This is a genomic window from Algorimicrobium algoritergicola, assembly GCF_008086165.1.
Lineage (GTDB): Bacteria > Bacteroidota > Bacteroidia > Flavobacteriales > Flavobacteriaceae > Algorimicrobium > Algorimicrobium algoritergicola.
In genome coordinates this window covers 1,151,695-1,177,993 of the sequence record NZ_VSKL01000001.1, presented here as the reverse complement: position 1 = coordinate 1,177,993, position 26,299 = coordinate 1,151,695, and the positions used below count along the sequence as shown (strand labels likewise).

Genomic DNA, 26,299 nt, shown 5'->3' with positions numbered 1-26,299 from the left:
ATTTATATATGTTTTCGACACGCTTTTTGTTTAATAGATTAATGTATTACACGTTTATCTTGCCAATTCGCAAGATTCACAATCTTTAATTTTTCCATAATACGTTTCACGATATTTGTGAACCGTTTTAACAGGAATACTTAAAAACTGCTTCTTAATGTAAGTTACTCTAGTAAGTAATTCACCCATCTTTGGTGTGAATCTTTTTTCGACTTTCGTCTCACGTTTTACTGTAATCAATTTCATATTATCTCGTATCATTTGGTACAAAGAAACGACTTTTTAGAGGAATACGCAAAAATACACTATTAAAACACTGTTAATCAGGTTAATAATATCGATACAATAATTGAAACGCTATTTCATTATCATATCCACAATGAAACTTACGTATAATTATGAGATATTAAATACTTAAATGAAAGAAACTGCTTACAAATTCCTTATATTCTGTTCCCATTTCCATGCAGACAACATGGCTTCATCTAAACTTGATTCTGCTTTCCAACCTAATACTTCATTAGCTTTAGTCGTATCTGCATAAGCCGAAATAACATCGCCTTCCCGTCTATCAGCAATTTTATAATTCACACTTTTATTGGAAACACGTTCAAAAGAATGGATAACTTCTAATACAGAACTTCCTACTCCTGTACCAATATTAAAGGTTTCATAATTTGTAGTATTCTTCTTATTCAACAAGCGTTTTAACGCAACAACATGGGCTTTTGCTAAATCTACAACATGGATATAATCCCGAATACAGGTACCATCTGGTGTTGGATAATCATCTCCAAAAACGGATAAAGCATCTCGTAAACCTGCTCCTGTTTGGGTAATAAATGGCACCAAATTTTGTGGCACTCCAATAGGTAATTCGCCTATTATGGCTGTTGGATGTGCTCCAATAGGATTAAAATAGCGCAAAGCAATCGCATTTAAATTCGACTTAACTTTACAGGTATCTTTTATAATTTCTTCACCTATTTGCTTGGTATTTCCATAAGGTGATTCCGCAGGTTTTATAGCTGCGCCTTCAGTAATAGGCATGTCATCTGCTTGACCATAAACCGTACATGACGAACTAAATATGAAGTTTGACTCTATTTTAGCAGCCAATTCCTGCAATATATAAATAAGTGTGTTTAGATTGTTTTCATAGTACATGAGCGGTTCTTGTACGCTTTCACCAACTGCTTTACTAGCTGCAAAATGAATAACACCTTTAATATCTTTATGTTTAGAAAAGAAATTTTGAACAGCTGATTTATCCTTTAACTCTAATTGTTCAAAAAGAGGTGACTTACCGGAAATTGCGGTAATCCCTTCTAAAACAGCTATAGATGAATTGGATAGATTATCAATTATTACCACTTCAAAACCTTCGTTCTGCAATTCGATAACGGTATGTGAACCAATAAAACCTAAACCGCCTGTAACTAATATTTTATCCATTAATGTATTCTAAAACTTTTGACGTAATAAAGTCGATTTGCTCATCATCCAATTCTGTATGCATTGGTAATGAAATAACACTTTTTATTAATTGATTAGTTACTGGAAAATCGGCTTCATTATAACGATCATCTTCATAAGCTTTTTGTTTATGAAGCGGAATTGGATAATAAACACCACAAGGAATATCATGAGAATTTAAAAATTTCACCAAGCCATCACGATCTACATTTTTGGTTTTTAGTGTGTATTGATGAAATACATGACAATCACAAGTTGAACAATTGCCTTCACAATCAGTACTTTTTCTAAAAGGAATTTGAATATTTGCGTGATCTTTAAAAGCAGAATCATATTTCATAGCTGCCGTTTGTCTCGCTTTATTATAAGCATCCAAATGGGGTAATTTGGCATTTAAAACAGCCGCTTGAATAGAATCCAACCGGGAGTTAACACCAACCACATCATGATGATAGCGTTCGTACATCCCATGATTTACAATTCCACGAATGGTATGCGCCAAAGCATCATCATTGGTGAAAATAGCGCCTCCATCCCCATAACAGCCTAAATTTTTAGATGGAAAAAATGAAGTAGACGCAACATGACCAATAGTTCCAGCTTTCGCTTTTTTGCCATTACTATAGGTGTAATCAGCACCAATTGCTTGGGCATTATCTTCAATGACAAATAAATTATGTGCTTCTGCTAACGCCATAATAGCTTCCATATCGGCACATTGTCCAAATAAATGAACAGGCACAATAGCTTTAGTTTTTGGCGTAATAGCATTTTTTATCGCTTGAATGCTAATGTTAAAATCGTCTGGATTCACATCCACTAAAACAGGTGTTAATTGCAAAAGCGCAATAACCTCAACGGTTGCTGCAAAGGTAAAATCGGCTGTAATAACCTCATCACCTGGTTTTAATCCCAAGCCCATCATGGCTATTTGCAAAGCATCCGTACCATTAGCACATGGAATAACATGTTTAACATTTAAATACGTCTCCAGATTTTTCTGAAACTCATGAACTTTTGGTCCATTAATGAATGATGTATTATCAATTATTTCCTGAATATCAGGATTCACAACATCCTTTATCGCGTTATATTGACCTTTAAGGTCAACCATTTGAATTTTTCTCATATGCTACGAAATTACGAAATTCATTAACGCGAACCAATGAAATTATTTCAAAGAAATGTATTTTAGCGTCAAAGAATAGCAATTGAGAATTATTTATAACATTGGAATGCATTTGGCGCAATTGGTTTTGCCGCTTGTAGCTTTATTCAACAGCAAAATAAAGCTAGGTGTTTCTGGCCGTTCCAATAGTTTTTCTATTCTAAAAAATGTATTAAATGAATCTGACAAAACACTTTGGTATCACTGTGCTTCTTTAGGCGAATATGAGCAAGGTTTACCTGTTTTCAAGGAATTACGAACGCTTTACCCAACCCATAAAATTGTACTTACTTTCTTCTCACCTTCAGGGTATGAAATCAGGAAAAACACCGCCATTGCTGATGTAGTTGTATATTTACCATTGGACACACCTTATAATGCCAAACGCTTTTTTGAGTTAGTTAATCCAGAATTAACCCTTTTTGTCAAGTATGATATTTGGCCGAATTATCTATTAGAATTAAAAAAACGAGGTAGTAAAGCACTTCTAATTTCCGCTTTATTTAGAAAAGAACAATCCTTTTTTAAATTTTATGGCGGTTTTATGCGTCAGGCGCTCTTCGCTTTCAAGCATATTTTTGTTCAAGATATCAACACGCAAAACTTATTAGCAACTATAAATTATAATGAAACCACCGTAACAGGCGACACACGTTTTGATCGGGTTTTCAGTCAATTATCACAAAACAATGAATTGCCTTTTATAGACCAATTCAAAAACAACCAAATATGTTTGGTTGCTGGTAGTACGTGGCCTGAAGACGAAGCGTTATTAATTAATTACATAAACAATACAGATTCCAACACGAAATTCATAATTGCACCACACAATATTAAAGTGAATCAGATTAAGAAACTGCAAGATGCTTTAACGAAAAAGACAGTCCTTTTTTCAGAAAAAGCAGATAAAAAATTAGATAACTACAGCGTTTTAATTATTGATACTATTGGATTATTAAGCAAGATTTATAAATACGCCGACATAGCTTATGTTGGTGGAGCCATGGGATCAACGGGGTTACACAACACTTTGGAACCTGCTGTTTTTGGTGTTCCTATCATAATTGGGAAGCATTATGACAAATTTCCGGAAGCTTCGCAAATGATTTCAGAAGGCGGTATGATATCCGTTAGCAATCAATATGAAATAAAAAAAACATTAGATCATTTCATAAAAAACCCTTCGGAAATACAAAATTCTGGTAATCAGAATCTTAATTACATAAAAAAAAATACTGGTGCTGTGATCCAAATCATAAACTACGTACGTATATAGGTGGAACTGCGAATTTTTAACGGTTGTTAAAAAATGTTAAAATTAAATGCATAATTTCATAATTTGTTATTAAATTCGCATCATTAAAATTAACACTAAAACTTTTAAACTAATGAAAAAATTATTATTAAGTACTGCTTTATTATTAGCTTTAGGTGTAACTTTCACATCTTGTAGAGATGAGAAAAATGCTGATAGCGTAGAAGAAACAATGGACAACGCTGGTGATGCTATGGAAGATGCTGCTGATGATGTAGAAGATGCTATGGAAGATGCTGCTGACGAAACTGAAGGTGCAATGGAAGAAGCTGGTAAAGCTATTGACAAAGCTGCAAATGACACTGGTGATGCAATTGACAATGCAGTTGATGAAACTGGAAAGGCTATTGACAATGCTGCTGATGCAACTAAAGATAAAGTTAACGACATAACTGACGATAATTAATTAGATTTTTACAAATCTAAATTTGAAAAGCGCTCCAAACGGAGCGCTTTTTTTATTTAAATATTTAAAATTTCTACTTCATTTAATTTCGGCATTGAAACCAACCAATTTAAATCCGTTTGTATTTTTACACGAAATGCATCCATTGCTGCTGGTTCACCATGTACTAAAAACACTTTTTCAGGGATATTCTTTATGCCACTCATCCAATGTAACAATCCCTTTTGGTCGGCATGAGCTGATAAACTTTCCAAATGTGCCACTCGCGCTTTAACGGGATAGTATTTTCCAAAAAACTTAATTTCGTGAGCACCATCTAATAATTGTCTACCTCGCGTTCCTTCCGCTTGATAACCGACTAGTAAAACGGTTGTTGCAGATTCATCAATAAGTTGTTGTAAATACGTTAACACACGTCCACCAGTTACCATTCCGCTACCTGCTATAACAATCTTGGAGCGCTTGTCATCAATAGCTTTCCAGGTATCTCTATATGATTCTGTTATGATTACATGTTGAACCATGGCCTGATATTCAGAATGAGATAGTTTATGCCAATCTGGAAACTGGCTAAAAATATCTAAAACATTATGACCCATTGGACTATCTACAATTATCGGAATGTTTGGTATTTTGTTTTCCTTAAACAATTTCCACAGTACAAACATTAAAGTCTGTAAGCGTTCTACCGCAAAACTTGGAATAATTAAATTACCTTTTTTATGAATCGTTTGTTTTACCAAATCTGTTAAAATAGCTTCTACATTTTCTTCCGGATGTAATTTATTACCATAGGTACTTTCTATAAACAAATAGTCTGCCCATTCTGGTCTTTTTGGCGGCTCGAGTAAATAATCTTCTTGACGACCAATATCTCCTGAAAACACGAAGCGTTTCTCATTAATATTTAATTCAATAAAGGTAGCGCCTAAAATATGTCCATTATATTGAAAGCGATATTTACAGAGTTCCGAAAGATCAATCCATTTATCTGGCAATTGCGATTGAAACATACGTATGGTTCTTTCTACATCAAGAGCTGAAAAAAATGGCAGCGCCGGCTCATGTTTACTATATTTTTCTTTATTTGCTTTTTCGGCTTCTTCTTCGTGAATTTTAGCACTGTCTCTTAAAATAATTTCTGCTATGGCTAATGTTGGACCTGTACCTATTATTTTTCCAGAAAAACCTTGTCTTACCAACCTTGGTAAATAACCTACATGATCTAAATGGCCATGTGTTAATAAAACAACATCTATAGCTGGAACATCTATAGGTAAATCTTGCCAATTTAACGCGCGCAATTCCTTTAACCCTTGAAACATGCCACAATCTATCATAATATTTAAGTCACCTGTTTCTAATAAATATTTAGAACCTGTAACCACTTGGGAAGCTCCTAAAAACGTGACTTTAACTCGATTTAACTCATTTATCATGATGACATAACTGTTTAATTTCGTTTAATATTTTTGTCTTTCTAATTTCTGAAATCCCCAAATGATCTAAATAAAAAACATCACCAATCAAATCGCGACAAAGCACCACATCTCGCGTTAATAAAAATTGTTTTTCACGTTTTGTGAGTAATGTTGATACCGTAATCGGATACAAACCCAGTCTGTCAATCCGATCTTTAAGCCCGTCATTTTTAGGGTAATCCCAACTCAATAAATACAACCCTATGCAATTACCATATTGAAGCGCATCTTTTGTAAATCGTGTATTTGTGACTACCCAACCCTGATTTAATGACGTTTTATGTGGTTTCGAGTCCCAATGTTTCTTTACATCTTTAAACCGGGAGGCGATATAAAGTGGCACCTTCACATTGCAATTCCGTCCTTCCTCACTGTGAAATTTACACTCTATAATGGTAGTGTCGGTATTTTTATGAGCAACTACATCTATTTCATGAGGCACACATGTACCTTGTAGAATCTGTCCAACTTTTGTATCATAACCCGAATATTTCAGCAGTGCTGCTATAAAGTTTTCGAAAGGAAAACCTGTTGGTCCTAATTCATAAATGGCTTTTTTTAATTTATATTTTGACGCATAGTAGCGCTTTTCTTTTTTGAGTAAGGCATACGCTCTATTATAAATTTCTTTGGTTGAAATACCTTGATACAACTCATCCCGAACAACATCTACAATCCGATTAACTACATCTCTTTCAGCACCTGATCTATTCAAGGATGTCCGCAATTTTTCTAATGAGAATTTAACACGTTCTCCAGAAGATTTTATGATATCCAAATCGGAATTTAATGCATCCTGTTTCATAATTAATTGTTTTTGATCTTATGCTTATGCTTATGCTGGTATTACCAAAAATGGAATCCCAATATGGAAACCTATTTGATTAATTCTAGATTTAAAAAAGAGGTTTTCAAAAAATGAATGTTTGTTATTTATCATAATTAACATATCAACAGGTTGTTGCTTTTGAAAATCTACAATAGCGGCCGAAACGGCATCATTACGCACATCGTGAAAATCATGCGGCGTTTTTTCAAAATACCTTTTCAACGTTTCTTGATTCTGACTTTGTTCATCAGTTAAATCATCACCAAAAGAGACATGCATAATGTGTAAATGTGAATTATGCGGTTTAGAAATTTTAATTATAGGTTGTATGTTTTTGTCCTGATAATTAATACCATAATCTGAAGGAAATAGCAGGTTTTTAGGCTCTTTAAATTCGGTTTCTTTAGGAATAGCTAAAACAGGACAGGTAGCATTTTTAAATACATGCACGGCATTACTACCAAAAAGCACTTCTTTAGCGCCTGTAGCACCTTGGGTTCCCATAACAACAAAATCTACATTCTTTTTGGCTACTATATTTTTAACCTCTTGAGTCAAGGTACTAAATGAAGAAATACGCTCAATGGTATGGTTTGAATTTTTATACGTTGCATCAATTTTAGCTTCAATACGTTTTAAACCATCAACAGAAGCACTTTTAACAGCTTCCATTAAATCAAACTGTGCAGCTGTGTTTTGCATATAATCCATATTATAAATCACAGGTGTATAGGTGTGTAGCAAATAAAATGTGCATACATCCTTTTTAAAAAGCTGCAAGGCATAGCTTATGGCTTGAAACGAATTATCGGAAAAATCTGTTGGTAATAAAATATTTTTCATCTGAATTAATTTTAAGGATTAAACATAATTATTGACGTCTTAAATTCTGCAATACCAGAAAAGGAATGTCTATACGTAAAGAAATTTTATCAATTGGCGACTGCATGAGCAAGGCCTCAAAAAAGGATTGCCTACTGTTTACCATGACAAGCATATCCGATTTATGATTCTCAATATTATTATAAATCGCTGTTTTAATAGTATCATGATGTTCCGTTATAACTTGAATCTCATTTTGACATACAATATCTTTTAAAAAAGTTAAATTATCTTCCTGACGAATGGAAAGCGTATCACTTTTTGATACATAGAGCAAATCAATTTTAGAACGATATGGTGCAGCAATTTCACAAAGCAACTTGAGTTCTCGACGCTTGAAAGGAATCATTAAATTAGTTGGAAACAAAATGTGTTTGGGCTGTGTATATTCATAGTTTTCTGGAATAGCTAATACAGGACATGGCACATATTTTAATACTTGAACCGTATGGCTTCCGAAAAGCACTTTAGGATCATTGTTTTCTCCTCGTGTTCCCATAACAATAACATCCATATTGTGCTCCTCAACTAATCTACCTGCTTCGTCTACTAAAGAATTATTGGCTGACAAAACTTGATAATCATGTCGCGGATTAGGTGAAATTTCATTTACAAAGGCTAGTGTTTCCATTAGTTTCACTTCAACATCTGCTTGAATTGCCTTTTCAATTTCTTTAAGTGTTTCTCGCGTTAGCTTCTCATTTTGATAAATGGTATCTTCATAGGTATGTAAAAAATAAAACACACTACGTTCATATTTAAATAATTCTAGAGCGTAACGAATAGCATTTTTAGCATTCTCCGAAAAATCAATTGGCATTAAAATTTGTCTCATAATATCCCTGTTTTAACTATTTTGAATTTAAGGAATATCAAGATGATAAACTATGACATTTATCACATTAACAAATATTTATGTAACAGACGGAACTTATATTATATATAATAACTAACTTGATATCTCGTTCAATTGCCCTATTTCAATTTTCTAAATTACACATGAGAAGTTATTCGCTTTTTACCATATTATCACTTTGCTTGGCCATATTTCTGGTAGATTTTGCCGCTTTCTATTGGCTAAAATCTATAACGGATCTTCTGGATTCTAACATCCTTAAATACAGTATCCACATTCTTTTTTGGTTTTTTACGTTTGGACTGATTGCAGCTATAATTATTTTGAAATTAAAATTAGATTCTATTACACCAAAGCGCAAGCAACTTTTAATTAGCTCGCTTTATGGATTGACTATTTCATCCTTTATTCCTAAAATTATTTTCATCATCGTTATTAGTATTTTGTTCGTGACTAATTATGCTATTACAGATAAAGAATCACTTTTAATCATTCCGCTGCTTGGATTATTTGCAGGTTTTTTACCGTTTTTCGTCATCGCCTACGGGGTTTTTAAAGCGATTTATAATTTTAAAATCCATGAACACATCCTTTCATTTTCGCATTTACCTGAAGCATTTGATGGTTTAAAGATTGTACAGATTTCCGATTTACACTTAGGCAGTTTTAACCATCGGTTTCATATTCTGGATCGTGCTATTGTTAAGATAAATCAATTACAACCGGATTTAATTTTCTTTACTGGCGATTTAGTAAACAACTACGCTTGGGAATTACGCGGTTGGAAAAAATCATTCCGACACCTTTCGGCAAAAAAAGGCATGTATGCCGTTTTAGGAAATCATGATTATGGGGATTACAGCGTTTGGGAATCCGCAGAAGCCAAGCAAAAAAACTTTGAAGGCATCACTAATTTTTTTAAAGACAATAATTTTAAATTGCTTTTAAACGATTCAGAAATATTAGAAATAGACAATCAACAACTAGCTATTGTTGGTGTGGAGAATTGGGGAAATCCGCCTTTTAAACAATATGGCGATTTGCAAACAGCTTTATTTAGAGCCGAGAACACTCCGTTTAAAATTTTACTCTCTCATGATCCGTCTCATTGGAGCGAAGAAGTGCTACATGAAACCGATATTGCATTAACGCTTTCCGGTCATACACATGGTATGCAAGCTGGTGTAAGCTTCGGAAAAAAAGAATGGAGTCCCATAAAATACAAATACAAGCATTGGGCGGGTTTATACCAAGAAAATGGACAGTATTTATATGTTAATCGTGGTTTAGGCTGGATGGGATTTCCAGGCAGATTGGGTATGCGTCCTGAAATAACGTGTATCACCTTACAGAAATCAGAAAAAAATTATTAAATTATAACTAAAATATAGAAATATGCCTTTTATAGATTACTACAAGGTTTTAGGTGTTCCAAAAAATGCTAACGAGCAAGCCATTAAAAAAGCATATCGGAAATTGGCGCGAAAATACCATCCAGATTTAAATCCCGGTGATCAGGAAGCTGAAAAGAAATTTAAGGAAATTAATGAAGCCAATGAGGTATTAAGTCATCCTGAAAATCGTAAAAAATACGATGAGCATGGCAAGGACTGGCAACATGCGGATGCTTACAATCAAGCGAGACAGCAACAAAACCAGAGCAGAAGCCAGCAACAACAGTATTCAAGTTCCAATCAATTTAACGAAGGGGATTTCTCTGATTTTTTCGAATCTATGTTTGGTGGTGCTTCCAGAGGCTCACGAAGCCAAGCGGGCTTTAGAGGTCAAGATTTTAATGCCGAATTGCATTTAGATTTAAAAGACGTTTATACAAGTCATAAGCGCACATTAACCGTAAACGGAAAAAACATTCGTATTACCATTCCTGCTGGTATTGAAAATGGGCAAGTCATAAAAATTTCAGGCCATGGAGGTCCAGGTGCAAATAATGGCCCAAAAGGGGATTTATTTATAACCTTCACCATAAATAACAACACGAAGTTTCAACGCGATAAAGCCAACCTATACAAAACAGTAGACTTGGATTTATATACGGCACTTTTAGGCGGTAACATTACGGTAGATACCTTTGATGGCAAAGCAAAATTAACCGTAAAACCAGAAACACAAAACGGTACGCGAGTGAAACTGAAAGGAAAAGGATTTCCTGTTTATAAAAAAGCAGATGCATTTGGCGATTTATTTATAACCTACGATATAAAAACTCCAACCAATCTTACGGAAAAAGAGAAAGCATTATTCATTGAATTATCTAAATTACGATAACCATGGAAACAAAAAACGTTATTACTATCACTGAATTCTGTCAGCATTATGACATTCCCGAACAGTTTATTATAGCCTTAAGCGAATATGAATTAGTAGAAATTGCTACTGAAAATAGCACACCATGTATTTATGTTACCGAAATACAAACGATTGAAAAATTAATTCGATTTCATTTTGAATTAGACATTAATATTGAAGGCATTCACGCTATTTCAAACTTATTAAACAAAGTAGAGCGCTTGCAAGAAGATGTAAAAGCGCTTAATAATAAGTTGACGTTTTATGAGTCAGGTACTTGAGATTGAAATTAAAAAATGAACTACTCCTAGACCTAACAGGTTTTAAAATAGCCAATCATATTCAATATATCGGGAATTGACTGCGTCGAGTCCCTATTTCAACATCTTGAGAAAAGCCAATCCAAAAGTGTGGATTGCTCCTTTTTGTTTTAAAAATATGCTTGAAAGCGTGCTTTCGCAAATTTTTAAAACAAAAAAGCCGAAACTTTCGTTTCGGCTTTTCATCTGTACTGAAGACGGGACTTGAACCCGTACGTCCTAATGGACATTGGATTTTAAGTCCAACGTGTCTACCAATTCCACCACTTCAGCATTGGAATTTATCTTTAAAAAAGTTTTCAGAGCGAAAGACGGGATTTGAACCCGCGACCTCCACCTTGGCAAGGTGATGCTCTACCCCTGAGCTACTTTCGCAAATTTTCTAATGAACGTGCCTACATTAAGTAAGCGTGCAATATTGCTTATTGCGGTTGCAAATTTAAAATATTTATATGAATTGCAAAGCCTTTTTTGAAAAATAATGCAATTTATTTTAAGCCTGCTTTTTCTTGACCAACATGCGCTTAATTTCGTTCAGTTTCATGAGCGCTTCTACAGGCGTAAGTGTATCAATATCAATGTGTAAAATTTCTTCTTTGATATTTTCTAATAAGGGATCGTCTAAATTGAAAAAACTCAATTGCATCTCATCATCTTTCAAACTTTTCACTTTATCTGTCAATTCTTCGCTAGAATGTGATTTTTCAAGCTTCTTTAATATCTTATTTGCTCTATGTAAAACTTGTTGTGGCATACCTGCCATTTTTGCTACATGAATTCCAAAACTATGTTCACTACCTCCTGGAACCAGTTTTCGTAAAAACAAAACATTGTCTTTCAATTCTTTTACCGAAACATTATAATTCTTAATCCGATCAAATGTTTCAGTCATTTCATTTAACTCATGATAATGCGTTGCGAATAAGGTTTTTGCTTTCGCAGGATGTTCATGCAGGTATTCACTAATCGCCCAAGCAATGGAAATGCCATCATAAGTACTCGTGCCTCGACCAATTTCATCTAACAACACCAAACTACGTTCTGATAGGTTATTTAAAATGGAGGCTGTTTCATTCATTTCAACCATAAAGGTTGATTCACCCATAGAAATATTATCTGAAGCGCCAACACGTGTAAAAATCTTATCCACTAAACCAATTCTGGCCGCTTTTGCTGGAACAAAACTTCCCGTTTGTGCTAACAAAACAATGAGTGCCGTTTGACGTAAAATTGCCGATTTACCAGACATATTAGGTCCTGTAATCATAATCATTTGTTGCTTGTCACGATCCAAATACACATCGTTAGCAATATAGGCTTCACTTGGTGGTAATTGTTTTTCAATGACTGGATGACGACCATCTTTTATTTCTAAATCGAAAGAATCATCAATTACAGGATACACATAATTATTATCCATTGCCAGTTGTGCAAAACCACACAAACAATCTAACTGACCAATTAAAAAGGCATTCTGTTGAACCGGTTTAATATACTGTGTCATCCATTGGATTAAATCGGCAAACAACTGCTGCTCAATGGCTAAAATACGTTCTTCAGCTCCTAATATTTTACTTTCGTATTCTTTGAGTTCTTCGGTTATATAACGCTCCGCATTGACCAACGTTTGTTTCCGAATCCATTCTTCAGGAACTTTGTCTTTATGTGTATTACGGACTTCAATATAATAACCAAACACGTTATTAGATGCTATTTTAAGTGAGGTAATTCCAGTACGTTCACTTTCACGTTTCAGCATTTTATCCAAATAACTCTTCCCAGAAGATGACAAGCCACGAAGCTCATCCAATTCTTCCGAAAAACCGTTGGCAATTGTAAAACCTTTTAGCACATTTACTGGTGCATCTTCATTTAAGGTTTCTGAAATTTTATGTCGCAACACCTCACAACTTTGAAGCGTATCTCCAATTACTTTCAAGGCGTCATTATTACAACTTGACGCTATTTCCTTAATTGGCACAATAGCTTCTAAAGAATTTTTAAGTTGAATAACCTCACGCGGATTCACTTTACTTGTCGCAATTTTTGAAATCAGTCGTTCTAAATCGCCAATTTGCTTGATGTGGTTTTGTGTTTTTTGAAGAATGGGTTTATTCTTACTCAAAAAATCAACCACTTCATGACGTTGCTTAATTTTAGCAACATCCTTTAATGGCAATGCCAACCAGCGTTTTAATAAACGTCCTCCCATAGGAGAAATGGTTTTATCAATAACCTGCAATAGCGTAACCGCATTACTATTAGTAGAATGATATAGCTCCAGATTTCTCATGGTAAACCGATCCATCCACACATAATCATTTTCGGCAATCCTACTGATAGCCGTTATGTGTTGTAATTTATTATGTTGGGTTTCGGCTAGGTAATGCAAAATGGCACCCGAAGCTATAATTCCTTCATTTAAATCTTCTATACCAAAGCCTTTTAACGTTTTAGTATCGAAATGTTTTATAAGTGTTTCATGGGTATAATCAGTTTGATATACCCAATCCTCTAAATAATACGTATGAAAATCAGGACCGAAGGTGTCATTAAAAAGCATGCGCTTTTGTTTAGAAACCAATACTTCACTAGGATTGAAATTCTGAAGTAATTTATCAATATACTCGGCATTTCCTTGCGACGTTAAAAATTCGCCTGTAGAAATATCTAAAAACGAAATACCAGTATGTAGTTTCCCAAAATACACGGAACATAAAAAGTTGTTGGATTTGGATTTTAGCACCTCATCATTTAAAGCAACACCTGGCGTTACCAATTCTGTAACACCACGTTTTACAATGTTTTTGGTGAGTTTCGGATCTTCCAGCTGATCACAAATAGCCACACGCTCACCAGCTTTCACCAATTTAGGTAAATACGTATTTAAGGAATGGTGTGGAAAGCCGGCTAGTTCTATTTCGCTTTCACTTCCTGCTCCACGTTTGGTTAAAATAATGCCAAGAATCCCAGCCGTTTTAATGGCATCCTCTCCAAAGGTTTCATAAAAATCGCCCACACGAAATAATAACAAGGCATCAGGATATTTCACCTTGATAGCATTATACTGTTTCATTAACGGTGTTTCCTTTTTTGCTTTTTTTGCCAACGTTTAACTAATTTTTATGTGTTACTTTTGCCCAAGTTATAGGATTGCTAAAGTACTTATTTATTTAAGGTTTTTAAAGCCAAGTTTCTATAAGTTATTTACAATTATCACAAAATAAAATATGCGAAAGTTAAAAAATAGCGAGTTAGACCGATTGAGTGTTGACGAATTTAAAGACACCAAAAAAACACCTATTATTATTATTTTAGATAATATTAGAAGTCTGAATAATATAGGTTCGGTTTTTAGAACTGCTGATGCCTTTCTAATTGAAAAAATTTACTTGTGTGGCATTACCGCACAACCACCGCATAAAGATATTCATAAAACCGCTTTAGGAAGTACCGATACGGTTGCTTGGGAATATGCCGAAAACACGCTAGATGTGATTTCCAAATTGCAAAGTGAAAACGTGCAAATTTGCGCCATTGAACAAGCTGAAAATGCCACAATGTTACACAATTTCAACCCGAAACCCGACACCAGATACGCACTCGTTTTTGGCAATGAAGTAAAAGGTGTTGCGCAGCAAGTGGTAAATGCGAGTGATGTGGTTTTGGAAATTCCACAATTTGGCACCAAGCACTCCTTAAATATTTCGGTTAGTTGTGGTGTGGTTGTTTGGGATGTGTTTAGTAAACTTAAAAAATATTAAACAGACAGATTCAAAAGTTTTTTACTTGAATTTAAAAATTTCTTACTATATATCAAGCGTTTATAATTGACTAAAATCTGGATGCTTTGAGTTATAATTTTATAAAAAACGGTCTACTGAAATCTAAACTAAAGATATTATCTTGCATTTTTTGCCTGTGGAATCTGAATTATTACTACCAAAACACAACATAATTCCCTATCTTTCTTACAGAATTATAATTGTAGGTTATGATAAAAAACGTTAAACCACCAACTTCCTTTTGGGTAGTCGCTATTTTTTCTATTATATGGAACCTCATTGAGATTTATTTTAGCTCCATTGAATTAGATTTCCTGCAGGCAAATTCTACGGTTGAAGAATTTGAAAGAATCCAGTCACTACCGTTTTGGTATGGCATTGTGTTTTTAATTGCACTGTTTTCTGAAATGCTAGGAAGCTTTATGCTTTTTATGAGAAAAAAAATTGCAGTTAATTTTTTTGCTATAGCATTAGTCACCTTGATTTCTATAGAATTGTATTGGTTACTTGTTTTTGACATTAAAAAACAATCCATCGTATTTTCTATTATTATTCCTTTGTTGGTAATTTTAGTTGCTGGTTTTCTTTATGTATATAGTAAAAAAGCTAAAAAAAAGGGTTGGCTTAAATAAGTGCATCTAACTTTTATTGCAAACGATCTTTATCTCTTAAAACATATTATACATTTTAACGATTTCTGATTACACCAATAAAGGATAGAAACTTCTTTTAAGCTTAATAACTACAACCCATTCACACAAATTTGACACTTTTTTTACATTTATAATTCATGATAAAGCTTGGTCATCATCTACATTTGGAAAACAAATTAAATAAATCATGAAAAAACGTCTCACCTTATTCAGTATCGCATTAGTCCTTTTAAGTCTTGGAGCTTTTAGTTTTATAAATTGGAATCAAGACAGATTAGACCAAACCGATCTTGTTGCTATACATGAAACCGTCAAGGAATCTGTACAAGAAGAAATTCCAGAAACGGAACCTGTTTTAAAGCGTGACGCTAATAAACCATTAGTGTTTGCATATAATATTGATAGTCGTTTTGAATCCATTACAAAAAGTAACATGACCAAGGCAACAACCATTCATGATTTTATTCCAGAGAAAGATTCACGAAACATAGCACATATAAATAGTACAGAAGTTATCCTTATTAAAAACGATAGGCAAACGGAGATTCGTGCCTATGGAGATTCAGAAATATTGAGTGATTCTCAAAAGGATTTACTAAAATCTATGGATTATTCAGAACACTTTTTATTTCGTGTGAACTACATCAAAGCAAACGCCATGATTTACGAAAATGAAGCGCCTCATTTTGGACCACATTACACCGTTGTTCCAGAGACTAAAGCAGCATATGCGGATGGTTACAAAGCATTGATTACTTATATTGAAGCCAACAAACTAGAAAACACAGCCTCTATAGATGCCAAAAAATTACGAGCTGTAAAGGTATCCTTTACCATTTCTAAAAATGGCACCATTACTAATGTGACACTTGATAGAACCACCAATTACCCTGAAATAGACACGAATCTTCTAGAATTGGTAAAGCAAATTCCTGGAAATTGGAATCCTGCTAAAAATGCTAATAATGAAATCATGGAAGATGTGCTTGTGTTGTCGTTTGGTTTGGCTGATGGTTGTTAAAACATCTTATTTAATAGGTATCCAAATCTCCTCTTGGTTGTCATCACGCATTGGGTTATAACCAGCTGGAAGTTTTTCAAAATGTGGTCTGTTGTCTAATTGATATATTGAATTTGGCAACCATTCGTTATGGAGTTGTTGCCAGAATTTTATAAAATCGGCTACAGAACCTTGAAACGGAAACACCAAAAAATCGCCACCTGCAATAATTAACGATTCCATACTTTCTGGAATTGTATCAACGTTTGACACGGCAACACCTATCCACTTTTCAAAAAGGGTTTCAGGCGTCATGGTTTTTATATTGAAGTATTTATAATTCTGAATGGAAAAACTGTAGGTTCCAACCCGATTGGTAATTTCCTGTAATCGCGGCATAAATTGTCTTGCTAAACTCCCTGTTCCTTCGCCATTGGTCAAGAAAGACAATTCGGATTTATTACCAATAATTAATATGTCTTTGGTTGTTACTTTTTGGTAGTCCATTTTTTTAGCGTTTAGCGTATTACTTCTCGGTACAAATTTGTCATTCAGAGCGCAGCGAAGAATCTCCAAAAAGCTAAAACACTTTTTACTTGATACTATTATTCCACTTTCGGTATAACCGAAGCTATTTCATTTAAAATCCATAAATAATCCTCACGCCTATTTACAAAATCCCGATTAGAAATATCAATAATCTTCACATTCAATTCTTCTTGATTTTTCAAGAAATTTAGATACCCAGCATTAATTTTCTCCAGATAGTCATCCTGAATATTTTGCTCATAATCACGCCCACGCTTTTTGATGTTTTCTTGAAGTCGCTGTGTATTTTGATACAGATAAATATACAATTCAGGTTTAGCAATATCTTTATACATTAAATAAAACAAGCGTCTGTACAGCTTAAATTCATCTTCTGGTAAGGTGATTTTCGAAAAAATCAGGGATTTATAAATATCATAATCGCTAACGATAAAATCTTTAAATAAATCTAATTGCGATAAATCGTCACTAATTTGCTGATATCTATCGGCTAGAAAACTCATCTCTAAAGTAAACGCATAACGTTTGGCATCTTCATAAAACTTGGGCAAAAACGGATTATCTGCAAAACGTTCCAGAACTAATTTCGCATTAAAATCGGTTGAAATCATCGTGGCTAAACTTGTTTTTCCAGCACCTATATTTCCTTCAATAGCCATGTAATTATAATTGGAAAGGTTATATTTTTTACTCGGGTTTTTCAACCAGATATTAATAGGTTCTATAGCACTTTTATCTTCGCAAATCTCCAATAGTTCAGCAATGGTTTTATGTAGGGTTGGGTGTTTTTCTTTTAAGGCAATATCATACAAAGGCTGCAATACAAAACGTCTGTTGGCCATTTGCGGATGTGGAACCGTTAACGTTGGTGTATGAATTATGGCATCATTATAAAGCAAGATATCCAAATCAATACTTCGGGATTCATAGGCTGTGCTTTCTGTCCGAACGCGTCCCATTTCTGTTTCTATACGTTGTAAATCTTCCAAAACGGTTTCAACGGGATAATCGGTTTTGACAATGATACAGGTATTTAAAAAATCAGGACCCTCAAAACCTAAAGCAGGCGTATTATAAACTTTGGCAATCATTTGCACTTTACCAACACGCTTGTAAATAACATCTACTGCGTCTTGCAAGTGCTTTAAACGGTCGCCTTGATTACTTCCTAATGATATATAAACGGTGTTTGGTTGGGTCATAACAGATGCCAAAATAACTAAAAGAAATTCTAAAAATTCAAAATTGCTGTACCTTTTTATTCACAAAAAGTCTTGTAGCTAAAAGATTGGATCATGTCATGAAAATTTAACGCCTTTAAATTCGGCTATTCATGTCAATTTAAAGATTTATTGCGTCAATTTATATAGCAATAAGAATACATACTATTTATATTTGGATGTATCTTTGTTCAAGAATGAATTATTGCTGAAGGCCAGCAAAAAAAATCAAGCCATTATAAGTATTAAAATTATATTAAACTTTTGGTTTTCAGCAACTTTTCATATAGTTTATACGTATATCCTTACAAACCCATCACTTAAAAATTTTTATGAAAAAAGTTTTCAAAATTATTGGAATCACATTACTAGTTATTATTCTAATATTGGTAGCTATACCTTTTGTTTTCCAAGGAAAAATTAAAGACATTGTTAAGAATACCATCAATAACAATGTGAATGCGAACGTAGAGTTTAGCGATATTAACTTAAGCTTTATTAGAAGTTTTCCGCAAGCCCAAGTAGATGTTAGCGATTTAGAAATTACCAATTTCGCGCCTTTTAAAGATGAAAAATTAGCGTCTATCAAATCAATATCGTTAACCATGTCCATCAAAGAGCTTTTCAAAAAGCCAAGCGATGGTCCTGTAATTATCAATAAATTTAATATTGATGAAGCTTTAATTGTCCTAAAAACGAATAAAATGGGGCAAACCAATTACGATATTGCGAAAGAATCTGATAGTAAACCAGCCGATGCAGAAACCAGTAGTAGTTTTACATTAGATGTGCAAGATTATAGTATTGACAATAGTGCGTTAACCTATATTGACGAAGGCGCCAACACTATATTTTACATCACGGAATTAAACCATTCTGGTAAAGGTACATTTTCTGGAAATATTTCGGAATTAGATACAAAAACGTCAGCTAGAGTAACGCTAAACATGGATAGCACCGAATATTTAAGCAATAACACTTTAAAATTAGATGCTATTATTGGTTTGGATTTACCAAACAACACGTACACATTTAAAGAGAATAAAGCCTACATAAATGAATTGCCTTTGGAGTTCCAAGGCTACTTCCAACAATTAGAAAACGGCCAAGAATTAGATATTACTTTTGAAAATCCAGGATCTGATTTTAAAGAATTTTTAGCGGTTATTCCTAAAACATATTCCAAAGATATTGCCAATGTAGAAACAACGGGTAATTTTAAATTAAAAGGTCGTATAAACGGATTGATTTCTGAAGAAACGGTTCCGCAAATGGACATAAACATCCTATCCAATAATGCGTCTTTTAAATATCCTGATCTACCAAAACGTGTTGATAACATTAACATTAATACGAGTATTAAAAATACCACAGGAAAATCTGAAGATACCTATGTAGACATCAGCACCTTAAATTTCAAAATAGATAACGACCAGTTTAATGCGTCAGGTACGCTACGGAATTTAACCGAAAACATGACGGTTAACGCCTATATTGATGGTGTTTTAAATTTGGCCAATATTACTAAAGCCTATCCAATTGAATTAGACAATGAGTTAAGCGGTATTTTAAAAGCTAAAATAAACACGGCTTTTGATATGAACGCCATTGAAACCAACGCCTATCAACGTATAAAAAGTAATGGTAGCGTTCAGGTAAGTAATTTTGTATATGCTTCTGAAGATATTGTGAATCCTATTAATATTTCAAATGCAGATTTAACCTTTCAACCAGGTATTGTTATGTTGAATAAATTTGAAGCTAAATCTGGCCAAAGTGATATAAGTGCCACTGGAACGATTACGAATCTATTAGGTTTTCTTTTAAGTGACAAAAAACTACAAGGAAACTTTAATATGACGTCAAACACCTTTAATGTAAGCGATTTTATGGTTGCTGATGAAGGTGAAAGTGAAACCAAAAAAACTACAGGCGCTAGCGTTCCACTTAAAATCCCAGCGTTTTTAGATTGCACGATTAATGCAGATGTTAAAACCGTTATTTATGATAATCTAACACTAAAAAACACCAAAGGAAAACTAGCTATTAAAGATCAAGTAGCGACATTGAATAATTTAACAACCAATTTGTTTGATGGGACTTTAGCCGTTTCTGGAGATATTAACACCCAAAAAGATACACCCAATTTTAATTTAAAATTAAATGCCAATGCATTTGATATTACGGAATCCTTTAACACGTTAGATTTACTAAAAGCATTAGCGCCAATTGCGAAGATTTTTGAAGGAAAATTAAATACTGATATTGTATTGAATGGTAATTTAGATAGCTCGTTTTCGCCTATTTTAAGTTCGGTTACTGGTAATGCCTTTGCTGAATTATTAACGACTAAAACAAAAATTGAAAGCAGCCCATTATTGAACGCATTAGATAATCAACTGAATTTTATAGATTTTGATAAATTAGATTTAAAAGATTTAAAAACGAATCTAACTTTTAGTGATGGCCAAGTGAATATTAAGCCATTCATGCTAAAATATAAGGATATTGATATTGCTATTGGTGGAAGTCACGGATTTGATCAAACCATGAATTACGATTTAGCTTTTGATGTACCTGCAAAATATTTAGGCAGTGATATTAATCGCTTAATTGGAAAAATTAATGACCCTGAAGTCAACAAAATTAGCATTCCTGTAACTGCTAATATGAAAGGAACGTTTAAAAGCCCAAAAATTTCGACTGATTTATCATCTAGTGTTACCAAACTAACACAGCAATTAATTGAAATTGAGAAGAAAAAATTAATTAATCAAGGTACAGATGCCATCAAAGATCTTTTAGGTGGATTTACAAGTGGCAATACATCAGGTTCTGGTACAACACCAAAGGACAGCACAGTTGTTCAAACAGATTCCACTAATACAAACACACCATCAACAGAAACCGCTATTAAGAACATTTTGGGTGGTTTATTGAACAAAAATAAGAAGAAAAAAGACAGTATAAACTAAAGGGTTTTAAGAGAAAAATCACCTTTCAATTAAATTTTAGAAAACATTCTAAAAATAACAATAAAAGGATTACCTTAGCACCCATTAAATTTAAGAAAAATAATATGTTACGAATCGAAATTAAAGAAGGAGAAAATATAGAACGTGCTTTAAAGCGTTACAAGCGTAAGCATAGAAATGTAAAAGTAATGCAGAACTTAAGAGAGAAGCAATACTTTACAAAACCTTCAGTAAAAAGAAGACGTGAGATTCAGAAAGCTGAATACATCCAAAACTTAAGAGACCAAGAAGATATTTAATTGTCTTTTTTAGATATATAAAAAAGCACGCATTTTTTATGCGTGCTTTTTTTTATGCCACAGAAAGTTTAACCACTAATCCTTCATTGGATCGGATATTAAATACCGTATTATCTTCAAAAATAAGATACTGCCCCTTTACGCCTACTAGTTTCCCAGAATAGGATTCACTCTTTACAATATTTAAACTTTTTGGCTTTATAGGATATTGATGTACCGGAAATACTATGTGCGTTTCGGCGTTATTAGCTATGTAATATTCTTTAGCTTCATCTGGAATATAGGCTTTCAATTTATTACGCCAATCCACCAAATTTTCATCTTTCACATCGTTTTTTAGCATGTTGCGCCAATTGGTTTTATCAGCAACAAAATCTTTTAGTGCTACTTCTGTAATTCCTGCTAAATACCTATTTGGCACCTCAACAATTTCAATAGCTTCGTGTGCGCCTTGGTCAATCCATCGGGTTGGCACTTGACTTCTGCGCGTAACACCAACCTTTACATTACTAGAATTAGCTAAATACACAATATGTGGTTGCAATTGTACACGCTTTTCATATTCCAAATCGCGTTCTTCCTGATCTAAATGCGCTTTACTTAATTCAGGTTTTATAATCCAATCGGCTGCTTGAGGCACATCAAAAAAACAGCTTTTACAAAATCCTTGTCTGTAAATTGGCTTATTTAAACCGCAACTTAAACATTGATAACCAACAAATTCCAACTGAATAGTTTTATCTAACAACTGATTGATATGGATGAAGTCGTTTTCAAAAATGAGGTAGTATTGAACAGGTTCCATAAACTCCGTTGTCATTTTTGTTAAAACACCTTGGTAGGTCATAAAAAAAAGTATTATTTTTAGTTCATTAAATATACTGCAAATATGCCAATTCCTATTGTAAATTCTATTGCTTCTTGGTTTTTAAAAAAGCGATTTCATCAAATCGATTTGTTTTTAAAATACCCAAATGAGGTCCAAGAAGAGCTACTTATGCAACTACTGTATAAAGCAAAAGACACGGAGTTTGGTAGAAATTATGGTTTCGATTCCATGAAAAGCTATCAAACATTTGCAGATCGTGTTCCTGTTTCTTCCTATGAAGAATATCAACCCATGATTGAACGGTCTCGTTTAGGTGAAAACAATATTTTCTGGCCGCAACCTATTAAATGGTTTGCTAAATCCAGTGGAACTACCAATGCAAAAAGTAAATTTATTCCTGTGAGTGAAGATGCGTTGGAAAACTGTCATTACGCAGCTAGTAAGGATTTATTGTGCATGTATTTAAACAATAATGAAAACGCGCAATTATTTACCGGAAAGAGTTTACGTTTAGGAGGCAGTAAAGAGCTGTACAAAGAAAACGGAACCGTTTTTGGTGATTTGTCGGCTATATTAATTGACAATATGCCGTTCTGGGCAGAATTCAGTAGCACACCTAGCAACAAGGTGTCTTTAATGAATAATTGGGAAGAGAAAATGCAGGCTATTGTTAATGAAACCATTCAGGAAAACGTGACTAGTTTGGCTGGCGTACCGTCGTGGATGCTGGTATTATTAAACAATGTTTTAGAAACAACAGGGAAAGACAATCTCCATGATATTTGGCCCAATTTAGAAGTCTATTTTCATGGAGGCGTTAGTTTCTTGCCCTATGTGGATCAATACAAGAAAATTTTACCAAAGAAAGATTTTCGCTATTATGAAATTTATAATGCTTCGGAAGGCTTTTTTGCCATTCAAGATCAGAATAACTCTAGCGAATTATTATTGATGCTAGACTATGGTATTTTTTATGAATTTATTCCCATGGATTCTTATGGAACCACTCATCAAAAAATAATTCCATTAAGCCAGGTAGAAGTTGATAAAAACTATGCCGTAATTATTACTACAAACGCGGGACTTTGGCGTTATAAAATTGGTGACACCATTCGGTTTACGTCCATTAATCCGTATCGCATAAAAGTTTCTGGGAGAACCAAACACCATATAAATGCTTTTGGTGAAGAATTAATTATTGAAAATGCCGAAGATGCTTTAAAAAAGGTCTGTAAAAAAACAAAATCTGAAATTGTAGATTATACAGCCGCTCCAATTTTTATGGAAGGCAAAGAAAAAGGCGCACACGAATGGATTATTGAATTTAAAACACCACCCGAAAACATTCATTATTTTAATGAGTTATTTGATAATGCTTTAAAATCCTTAAACTCCGATTATGAAGCCAAGCGTTTAAATAATATGACCTTGAACAGACCAACCATCCATATTGCACGTGAACGCCTATTTTACGATTGGCTTAAGGCGAATGACAAATTAGGAGGACAACATAAGGTGCCAAGATTATCTAACACGAGAGACTACCTAGATGCGCTTTTAGAATTAAACAGGTAATACTTTTTATCCCATTTAATTGCAAAAAGAATACTGTTAACGAATTTAGCAGTTGGTTTATCTAAAAATAAAGACTGTCTTGATTTTCTTACAGAAAAAGGATTAGTTTTACAGTGCTATTAATCACACAATGATTTGCACATAATGCCAAATTATTAATTATAATCCAAAACAATCAAAATAAAAAACCACGCAAATTGCGTGGTTTTTTTGTTATATAAGTTTCCGAAGGAATTAAGAAACAGCCTTCAATTTCTTAATGGTTGTTTTACTTATTTTTTCTTCTGCGTAAGCTTTAGTAACCTTTAATTGGGTTTCATTGGTTCCTGGCATTTCAAACATAGCATCGGTTAGGATTTCTTCACATAAGGAACGTAATCCACGAGCACCTAATTTATATTCAATGGCTTTTCCAACAATAAAATCTAAAGCACCATCGGTAATATTAAATTCAATATCATCCATACTAAACAACTTTTTATATTGCTTAATAATGGCATTTTTAGGTTCTGTTAAAATAGCACGAAGCGTTTTAGCATCCAATGGATCCATGTATGTTAAAACGGGTAAACGGCCAATAATTTCAGGAATTAACCCAAAGTCTTTTAAATCTTTTGGAATAATATATTGCAATAAGTGATTATGATCTACACGTTCATCAGACATGGACGCGCTGTAACCAACGGCTTGCATATTTAAACGTTTAGAAATAACTTTATCAATACCATCAAAAGCACCACCTGCAATAAATAAAATATTTTCAGTGTTCACCTCAATGAACTTTTGGTCCGGATGTTTACGTCCACCTTTAGGCGGTACATTTACAACGGTTCCTTCTAATAGTTTTAAAAGCGCTTGCTGTACACCTTCACCAGAAACATCACGTGTAATAGATGGATTATCACTCTTACGCGCAATTTTATCTATTTCATCAATAAATACAATTCCTTTTTCAGCTTTTTCTAAACTGTAATCGGCTGCCTGTAATAAACGTGTTAAAATACTTTCAACATCTTCACCAACATAACCAGCTTCCGTTAATACCGTAGCATCCACAATAGCCAATGGTACGTTTAACATTTTAGCAATGGTTTTTGCCATTAAGGTTTTACCAGTTCCCGTTTGCCCAACCATAATGATATTACTCTTCTGAATTTCAATATCATCATCCGTTGGCGCTTGTAATAAACGCTTATAGTGATTATAAACCGCAACAGACATTACTTTTTTAGTGGTATCCTGACCAATAATATATTCGTCTAAGAATGCTTTAATTTTTTGTGGTTTGCGCAGTTTTAATTCCGCAGACAAATCACTGTTATCCGTTTGCTTAGATTCTTCAATTACGATACCGTGCGCTTGTTCAATACAACGATCGCAGATATGCGCATCCAATCCAGCAATTAATAAACTTGTTTCTGGCTTTTTCCTACCACAAAATGAACATTCTAATTCTTCCTTTGCCATAAATTAATTAATTTCAATTATCAAATTCTCTCCATAATCCTGTAAAAGGATGGACTATTGAAAGATGTATTATAAGGTATTAGCTACGAACTAATACTTCATCAATCATACCGTACTCTTTAGCTTTATCTGCTTTCATCCAGTAATCACGATCACTATCATTATACACTTTGTCGTAATCTTGACCAGAATGCTTACTGATAATTTGAAAAAGTTCTTCTTTCAACGTGATGATCTCGCGTGCCGTAATTTCAATATCACTCGCTTGACCTTGCGCACCACCTAATGGTTGGTGAATCATTACACGCGAATGTGTTAAACCACTACGTTTTCCTTTGGTACCTGCACATAATAAAACGGCTCCCATTGAAGCGGCCATACCTGTACAAATTGTAGCTACATCTGGCTTGATAAATTGCATGGTATCATAAATACCTAAACCTGCATAAACGCCTCCACCTGGTGAATTGATGTATATTTGAATATCTTTAGAAGAGTCTGTGCTCTCTAAAAACAGTAATTGTGCTTGAATAATATTGGCTACTTGATCATTAATAGCAGTCCCTAAAAAGATGATACGGTCCATCATTAATCTAGAGAATACATCAAAAATAGCGATGTTCATTTGACGCTCTTCAATAATATTAGGCGTTAAATTAGATGGGTACATATGACTAATAATTTTGTCATAATACGTACTACTGATACCTTGATCTTTTATAGCGAATTTTTCAAATTCATTTGCGTAATTCATTGTAGTTATAAATTTTTTAAGTTAAAATCCTGACAAATGCCAAGAAGCGAGTGTTCCTATTTTTCTTAAATAAAACGAGACTAAAAAAATAGGCGTTGAAACTCGTTATTTCAACGCCTAAATATAAGGATTTATTCTTTAAAACTTGATATC

At 33.7% G+C, this 26,299-nt stretch carries 24 protein-coding genes and 2 tRNA genes; 11 read left to right on the top strand and 15 right to left on the bottom strand.

Translation table 11 applies throughout. From position 1 onward, the window contains the following. Nucleotides 1-54: 54 nt before the first annotated feature. The 3 genes from ES675_RS05435 to ES675_RS05425 form a co-directional block, all read right to left on the bottom strand. The gene (locus tag ES675_RS05435; protein ID WP_066248607.1) at nt 55-246 is read right to left on the bottom strand and encodes a hypothetical protein; all 192 of its coding nucleotides are present in this window, start codon (nt 244-246) and stop codon (nt 55-57) included. Between the two features lie 186 nt (nt 247-432). Then, nucleotides 433-1,455: a UDP-glucose 4-epimerase GalE gene (gene galE, locus ES675_RS05430; protein ID WP_066248345.1), complete on the bottom strand. Its 1,023-nt coding sequence runs from the start codon at nt 1,453-1,455 to the stop codon at nt 433-435. Then, the gene (locus ES675_RS05425) at nt 1,448-2,605 is read right to left on the bottom strand and encodes a DegT/DnrJ/EryC1/StrS family aminotransferase (RefSeq protein ID WP_066248342.1); all 1,158 of its coding nucleotides are present in this window, start codon (nt 2,603-2,605) and stop codon (nt 1,448-1,450) included. Before ES675_RS05425 ends, galE begins: the two co-directional genes overlap by 8 nt. A gap of 82 nt (nt 2,606-2,687) precedes the next feature. Between ES675_RS05425 and ES675_RS05420 the strand changes: the two genes are divergently transcribed. Both ES675_RS05420 and ES675_RS05415 read left to right on the top strand, forming a co-directional pair. Further along, nucleotides 2,688-3,920, top strand: coding sequence for a 3-deoxy-D-manno-octulosonic acid transferase (locus ES675_RS05420; RefSeq protein ID WP_231931255.1), 1,233 nt, complete (start codon nt 2,688-2,690; stop codon nt 3,918-3,920). Nucleotides 3,921-4,032: 112 nt separating this feature from the next. After that, on the top strand, nt 4,033-4,365 hold the full coding sequence (locus ES675_RS05415; RefSeq protein ID WP_066248335.1) for a hypothetical protein: 333 nt from the start codon (nt 4,033-4,035) through the stop codon (nt 4,363-4,365). Nucleotides 4,366-4,421: 56 nt separating this feature from the next. On the opposite strand, the gene ES675_RS05410 is transcribed toward ES675_RS05415, so the two are convergent. Genes ES675_RS05410 through ES675_RS05395 form a run of 4 tightly spaced genes read right to left on the bottom strand, consistent with a single transcriptional unit; the run spans nt 4,422 to nt 8,392 of the window. Continuing rightward, a complete protein-coding gene (locus ES675_RS05410; RefSeq protein WP_066248329.1) occupies nt 4,422-5,804 on the bottom strand; it encodes an MBL fold metallo-hydrolase RNA specificity domain-containing protein in 1,383 nt (460 codons plus the stop codon). Further along, nucleotides 5,794-6,651 carry an ATP cone domain-containing protein gene (locus ES675_RS05405; RefSeq protein WP_066248324.1) on the bottom strand — a complete coding sequence of 286 codons (858 nt, stop codon included), beginning with the start codon at nt 6,649-6,651 and terminating at the stop codon, nt 5,794-5,796. The genes ES675_RS05410 and ES675_RS05405 overlap by 11 nt, the downstream gene beginning before the upstream one ends. A 30-nt stretch (nt 6,652-6,681) precedes the next feature. After that, nucleotides 6,682-7,518 carry a universal stress protein gene (locus ES675_RS05400; protein WP_066248318.1) on the bottom strand — a complete coding sequence of 279 codons (837 nt, stop codon included), beginning with the start codon at nt 7,516-7,518 and terminating at the stop codon, nt 6,682-6,684. A gap of 28 nt (nt 7,519-7,546) precedes the next feature. Continuing rightward, nucleotides 7,547-8,392: a universal stress protein gene (locus ES675_RS05395; protein WP_066248313.1), complete on the bottom strand. Its 846-nt coding sequence runs from the start codon at nt 8,390-8,392 to the stop codon at nt 7,547-7,549. A 164-nt stretch (nt 8,393-8,556) separates the two neighbouring features. On the opposite strand from ES675_RS05395, the gene ES675_RS05390 reads away from it, so the two are divergent. From ES675_RS05390 to ES675_RS05380, 3 genes are read left to right on the top strand one after another with little or no spacing between them, the layout of a single operon-like run. Next, nucleotides 8,557-9,786, top strand: a complete 1,230-nt coding sequence (locus ES675_RS05390) for a metallophosphoesterase (protein ID WP_066248306.1) — start codon at nt 8,557-8,559, stop codon at nt 9,784-9,786. 22 nt (nt 9,787-9,808) lie between these two features. Then, entirely contained in the window at nt 9,809-10,699 is an 891-nt protein-coding gene (locus ES675_RS05385) for a DnaJ C-terminal domain-containing protein (protein ID WP_066248302.1), read from the top strand. Between the two features lie 2 nt (nt 10,700-10,701). After that, nucleotides 10,702-11,001, top strand: coding sequence for a chaperone modulator CbpM (locus ES675_RS05380; protein WP_066248298.1), 300 nt, complete (start codon nt 10,702-10,704; stop codon nt 10,999-11,001). A gap of 228 nt (nt 11,002-11,229) precedes the next feature. On the opposite strand, the gene ES675_RS05375 is transcribed toward ES675_RS05380, so the two are convergent. From ES675_RS05375 to mutS, 3 genes are all read right to left on the bottom strand, one after another. Then, nucleotides 11,230-11,313: transfer RNA gene (locus ES675_RS05375), tRNA-Leu, on the bottom strand. A 30-nt stretch (nt 11,314-11,343) separates the two neighbouring features. Then, nucleotides 11,344-11,415 (bottom strand) — tRNA-Gly (locus tag ES675_RS05370). Between the two features lie 118 nt (nt 11,416-11,533). Beyond that, nucleotides 11,534-14,149: a DNA mismatch repair protein MutS gene (gene mutS, locus ES675_RS05365; RefSeq protein ID WP_066248295.1), complete on the bottom strand. Its 2,616-nt coding sequence runs from the start codon at nt 14,147-14,149 to the stop codon at nt 11,534-11,536. A gap of 121 nt (nt 14,150-14,270) precedes the next feature. Here mutS and ES675_RS05360 point away from each other — a divergent pair, with 121 nt between their 5' ends. From ES675_RS05360 to ES675_RS05350, 3 genes are all read left to right on the top strand, one after another. Then, a complete protein-coding gene (locus ES675_RS05360; protein ID WP_066248293.1) occupies nt 14,271-14,804 on the top strand; it encodes an RNA methyltransferase in 534 nt (177 codons plus the stop codon). A gap of 230 nt (nt 14,805-15,034) precedes the next feature. Beyond that, nucleotides 15,035-15,457 carry a hypothetical protein gene (locus ES675_RS05355; RefSeq protein WP_066248290.1) on the top strand — a complete coding sequence of 141 codons (423 nt, stop codon included), beginning with the start codon at nt 15,035-15,037 and terminating at the stop codon, nt 15,455-15,457. Nucleotides 15,458-15,665: 208 nt separating this feature from the next. Next, a complete protein-coding gene (locus tag ES675_RS05350; protein WP_066248288.1) occupies nt 15,666-16,499 on the top strand; it encodes an energy transducer TonB in 834 nt (277 codons plus the stop codon). Nucleotides 16,500-16,505: 6 nt separating this feature from the next. Here ES675_RS05350 and ES675_RS05345 read toward each other — a convergent pair whose 3' ends face one another. Both ES675_RS05345 and folK read right to left on the bottom strand, forming a co-directional pair. After that, nucleotides 16,506-16,985 (bottom strand): GyrI-like domain-containing protein, encoded by a 480-nt coding sequence (locus tag ES675_RS05345; RefSeq protein ID WP_066248285.1) that lies wholly within the window; start codon nt 16,983-16,985, stop codon nt 16,506-16,508. Between the two features lie 98 nt (nt 16,986-17,083). Continuing rightward, complete coding sequence (gene folK / locus ES675_RS05340) at nt 17,084-18,229, bottom strand: 2-amino-4-hydroxy-6-hydroxymethyldihydropteridine diphosphokinase (RefSeq protein ID WP_066248282.1); 1,146 nt, start codon at nt 18,227-18,229, stop codon at nt 17,084-17,086. Between the two features lie 350 nt (nt 18,230-18,579). Here folK and ES675_RS05335 point away from each other — a divergent pair, with 350 nt between their 5' ends. Both ES675_RS05335 and rpsU read left to right on the top strand, forming a co-directional pair. Continuing rightward, nucleotides 18,580-21,222 carry an AsmA-like C-terminal region-containing protein gene (locus ES675_RS05335; protein WP_066248277.1) on the top strand — a complete coding sequence of 881 codons (2,643 nt, stop codon included), beginning with the start codon at nt 18,580-18,582 and terminating at the stop codon, nt 21,220-21,222. A 104-nt stretch (nt 21,223-21,326) separates the two neighbouring features. Next, nucleotides 21,327-21,521 (top strand): 30S ribosomal protein S21, encoded by a 195-nt coding sequence (rpsU, locus tag ES675_RS05330; RefSeq protein ID WP_066248272.1) that lies wholly within the window; start codon nt 21,327-21,329, stop codon nt 21,519-21,521. A 52-nt stretch (nt 21,522-21,573) separates the two neighbouring features. On the opposite strand, the gene ES675_RS05325 is transcribed toward rpsU, so the two are convergent. Beyond that, nucleotides 21,574-22,368, bottom strand: coding sequence for a DUF2797 domain-containing protein (locus ES675_RS05325; RefSeq protein ID WP_066248269.1), 795 nt, complete (start codon nt 22,366-22,368; stop codon nt 21,574-21,576). A 42-nt stretch (nt 22,369-22,410) separates the two neighbouring features. On the opposite strand from ES675_RS05325, the gene ES675_RS05320 reads away from it, so the two are divergent. Continuing rightward, nucleotides 22,411-23,925: a GH3 auxin-responsive promoter family protein gene (locus tag ES675_RS05320; RefSeq protein WP_066248266.1), complete on the top strand. Its 1,515-nt coding sequence runs from the start codon at nt 22,411-22,413 to the stop codon at nt 23,923-23,925. A 234-nt stretch (nt 23,926-24,159) separates the two neighbouring features. Here ES675_RS05320 and clpX read toward each other — a convergent pair whose 3' ends face one another. Both clpX and clpP read right to left on the bottom strand, forming a co-directional pair. Further along, the gene (clpX, locus tag ES675_RS05315) at nt 24,160-25,392 is read right to left on the bottom strand and encodes an ATP-dependent Clp protease ATP-binding subunit ClpX (protein ID WP_066248262.1); all 1,233 of its coding nucleotides are present in this window, start codon (nt 25,390-25,392) and stop codon (nt 24,160-24,162) included. 79 nt (nt 25,393-25,471) lie between these two features. Further along, nucleotides 25,472-26,146, bottom strand: coding sequence for an ATP-dependent Clp endopeptidase proteolytic subunit ClpP (gene clpP / locus ES675_RS05310; RefSeq protein ID WP_066248260.1), 675 nt, complete (start codon nt 26,144-26,146; stop codon nt 25,472-25,474). Between the last annotated feature and the right edge of the window lie 153 nt (nt 26,147-26,299).

Coding starts and splice junctions, on each gene's coding strand:
- ES675_RS05435 (WP_066248607.1), bottom strand. CDS start 246: ATGAAATTGATTACAGTAAAACGTGAGACGAAAGTCGAAAAAAGATTC.
- galE (WP_066248345.1), bottom strand. CDS start 1,455: ATGGATAAAATATTAGTTACAGGCGGTTTAGGTTTTATTGGTTCACAT.
- ES675_RS05425 (WP_066248342.1), bottom strand. CDS start 2,605: ATGAGAAAAATTCAAATGGTTGACCTTAAAGGTCAATATAACGCGATA.
- ES675_RS05415 (WP_066248335.1), top strand. CDS start 4,033: ATGAAAAAATTATTATTAAGTACTGCTTTATTATTAGCTTTAGGTGTA.
- ES675_RS05410 (WP_066248329.1), bottom strand. CDS start 5,804: ATGATAAATGAGTTAAATCGAGTTAAAGTCACGTTTTTAGGAGCTTCC.
- ES675_RS05405 (WP_066248324.1), bottom strand. CDS start 6,651: ATGAAACAGGATGCATTAAATTCCGATTTGGATATCATAAAATCTTCT.
- ES675_RS05400 (WP_066248318.1), bottom strand. CDS start 7,518: ATGAAAAATATTTTATTACCAACAGATTTTTCCGATAATTCGTTTCAA.
- ES675_RS05395 (WP_066248313.1), bottom strand. CDS start 8,392: ATGAGACAAATTTTAATGCCAATTGATTTTTCGGAGAATGCTAAAAAT.
- ES675_RS05390 (WP_066248306.1), top strand. CDS start 8,557: ATGAGAAGTTATTCGCTTTTTACCATATTATCACTTTGCTTGGCCATA.
- ES675_RS05385 (WP_066248302.1), top strand. CDS start 9,809: ATGCCTTTTATAGATTACTACAAGGTTTTAGGTGTTCCAAAAAATGCT.
- ES675_RS05380 (WP_066248298.1), top strand. CDS start 10,702: ATGGAAACAAAAAACGTTATTACTATCACTGAATTCTGTCAGCATTAT.
- ES675_RS05360 (WP_066248293.1), top strand. CDS start 14,271: ATGCGAAAGTTAAAAAATAGCGAGTTAGACCGATTGAGTGTTGACGAA.
- ES675_RS05355 (WP_066248290.1), top strand. CDS start 15,035: ATGATAAAAAACGTTAAACCACCAACTTCCTTTTGGGTAGTCGCTATT.
- ES675_RS05350 (WP_066248288.1), top strand. CDS start 15,666: ATGAAAAAACGTCTCACCTTATTCAGTATCGCATTAGTCCTTTTAAGT.
- ES675_RS05345 (WP_066248285.1), bottom strand. CDS start 16,985: ATGGACTACCAAAAAGTAACAACCAAAGACATATTAATTATTGGTAAT.
- folK (WP_066248282.1), bottom strand. CDS start 18,229: ATGACCCAACCAAACACCGTTTATATATCATTAGGAAGTAATCAAGGC.
- ES675_RS05335 (WP_066248277.1), top strand. CDS start 18,580: ATGAAAAAAGTTTTCAAAATTATTGGAATCACATTACTAGTTATTATT.
- rpsU (WP_066248272.1), top strand. CDS start 21,327: ATGTTACGAATCGAAATTAAAGAAGGAGAAAATATAGAACGTGCTTTA.
- ES675_RS05325 (WP_066248269.1), bottom strand. CDS start 22,368: ATGACCTACCAAGGTGTTTTAACAAAAATGACAACGGAGTTTATGGAA.
- ES675_RS05320 (WP_066248266.1), top strand. CDS start 22,411: ATGCCAATTCCTATTGTAAATTCTATTGCTTCTTGGTTTTTAAAAAAG.
- clpX (WP_066248262.1), bottom strand. CDS start 25,392: ATGGCAAAGGAAGAATTAGAATGTTCATTTTGTGGTAGGAAAAAGCCA.
- clpP (WP_066248260.1), bottom strand. CDS start 26,146: ATGAATTACGCAAATGAATTTGAAAAATTCGCTATAAAAGATCAAGGT.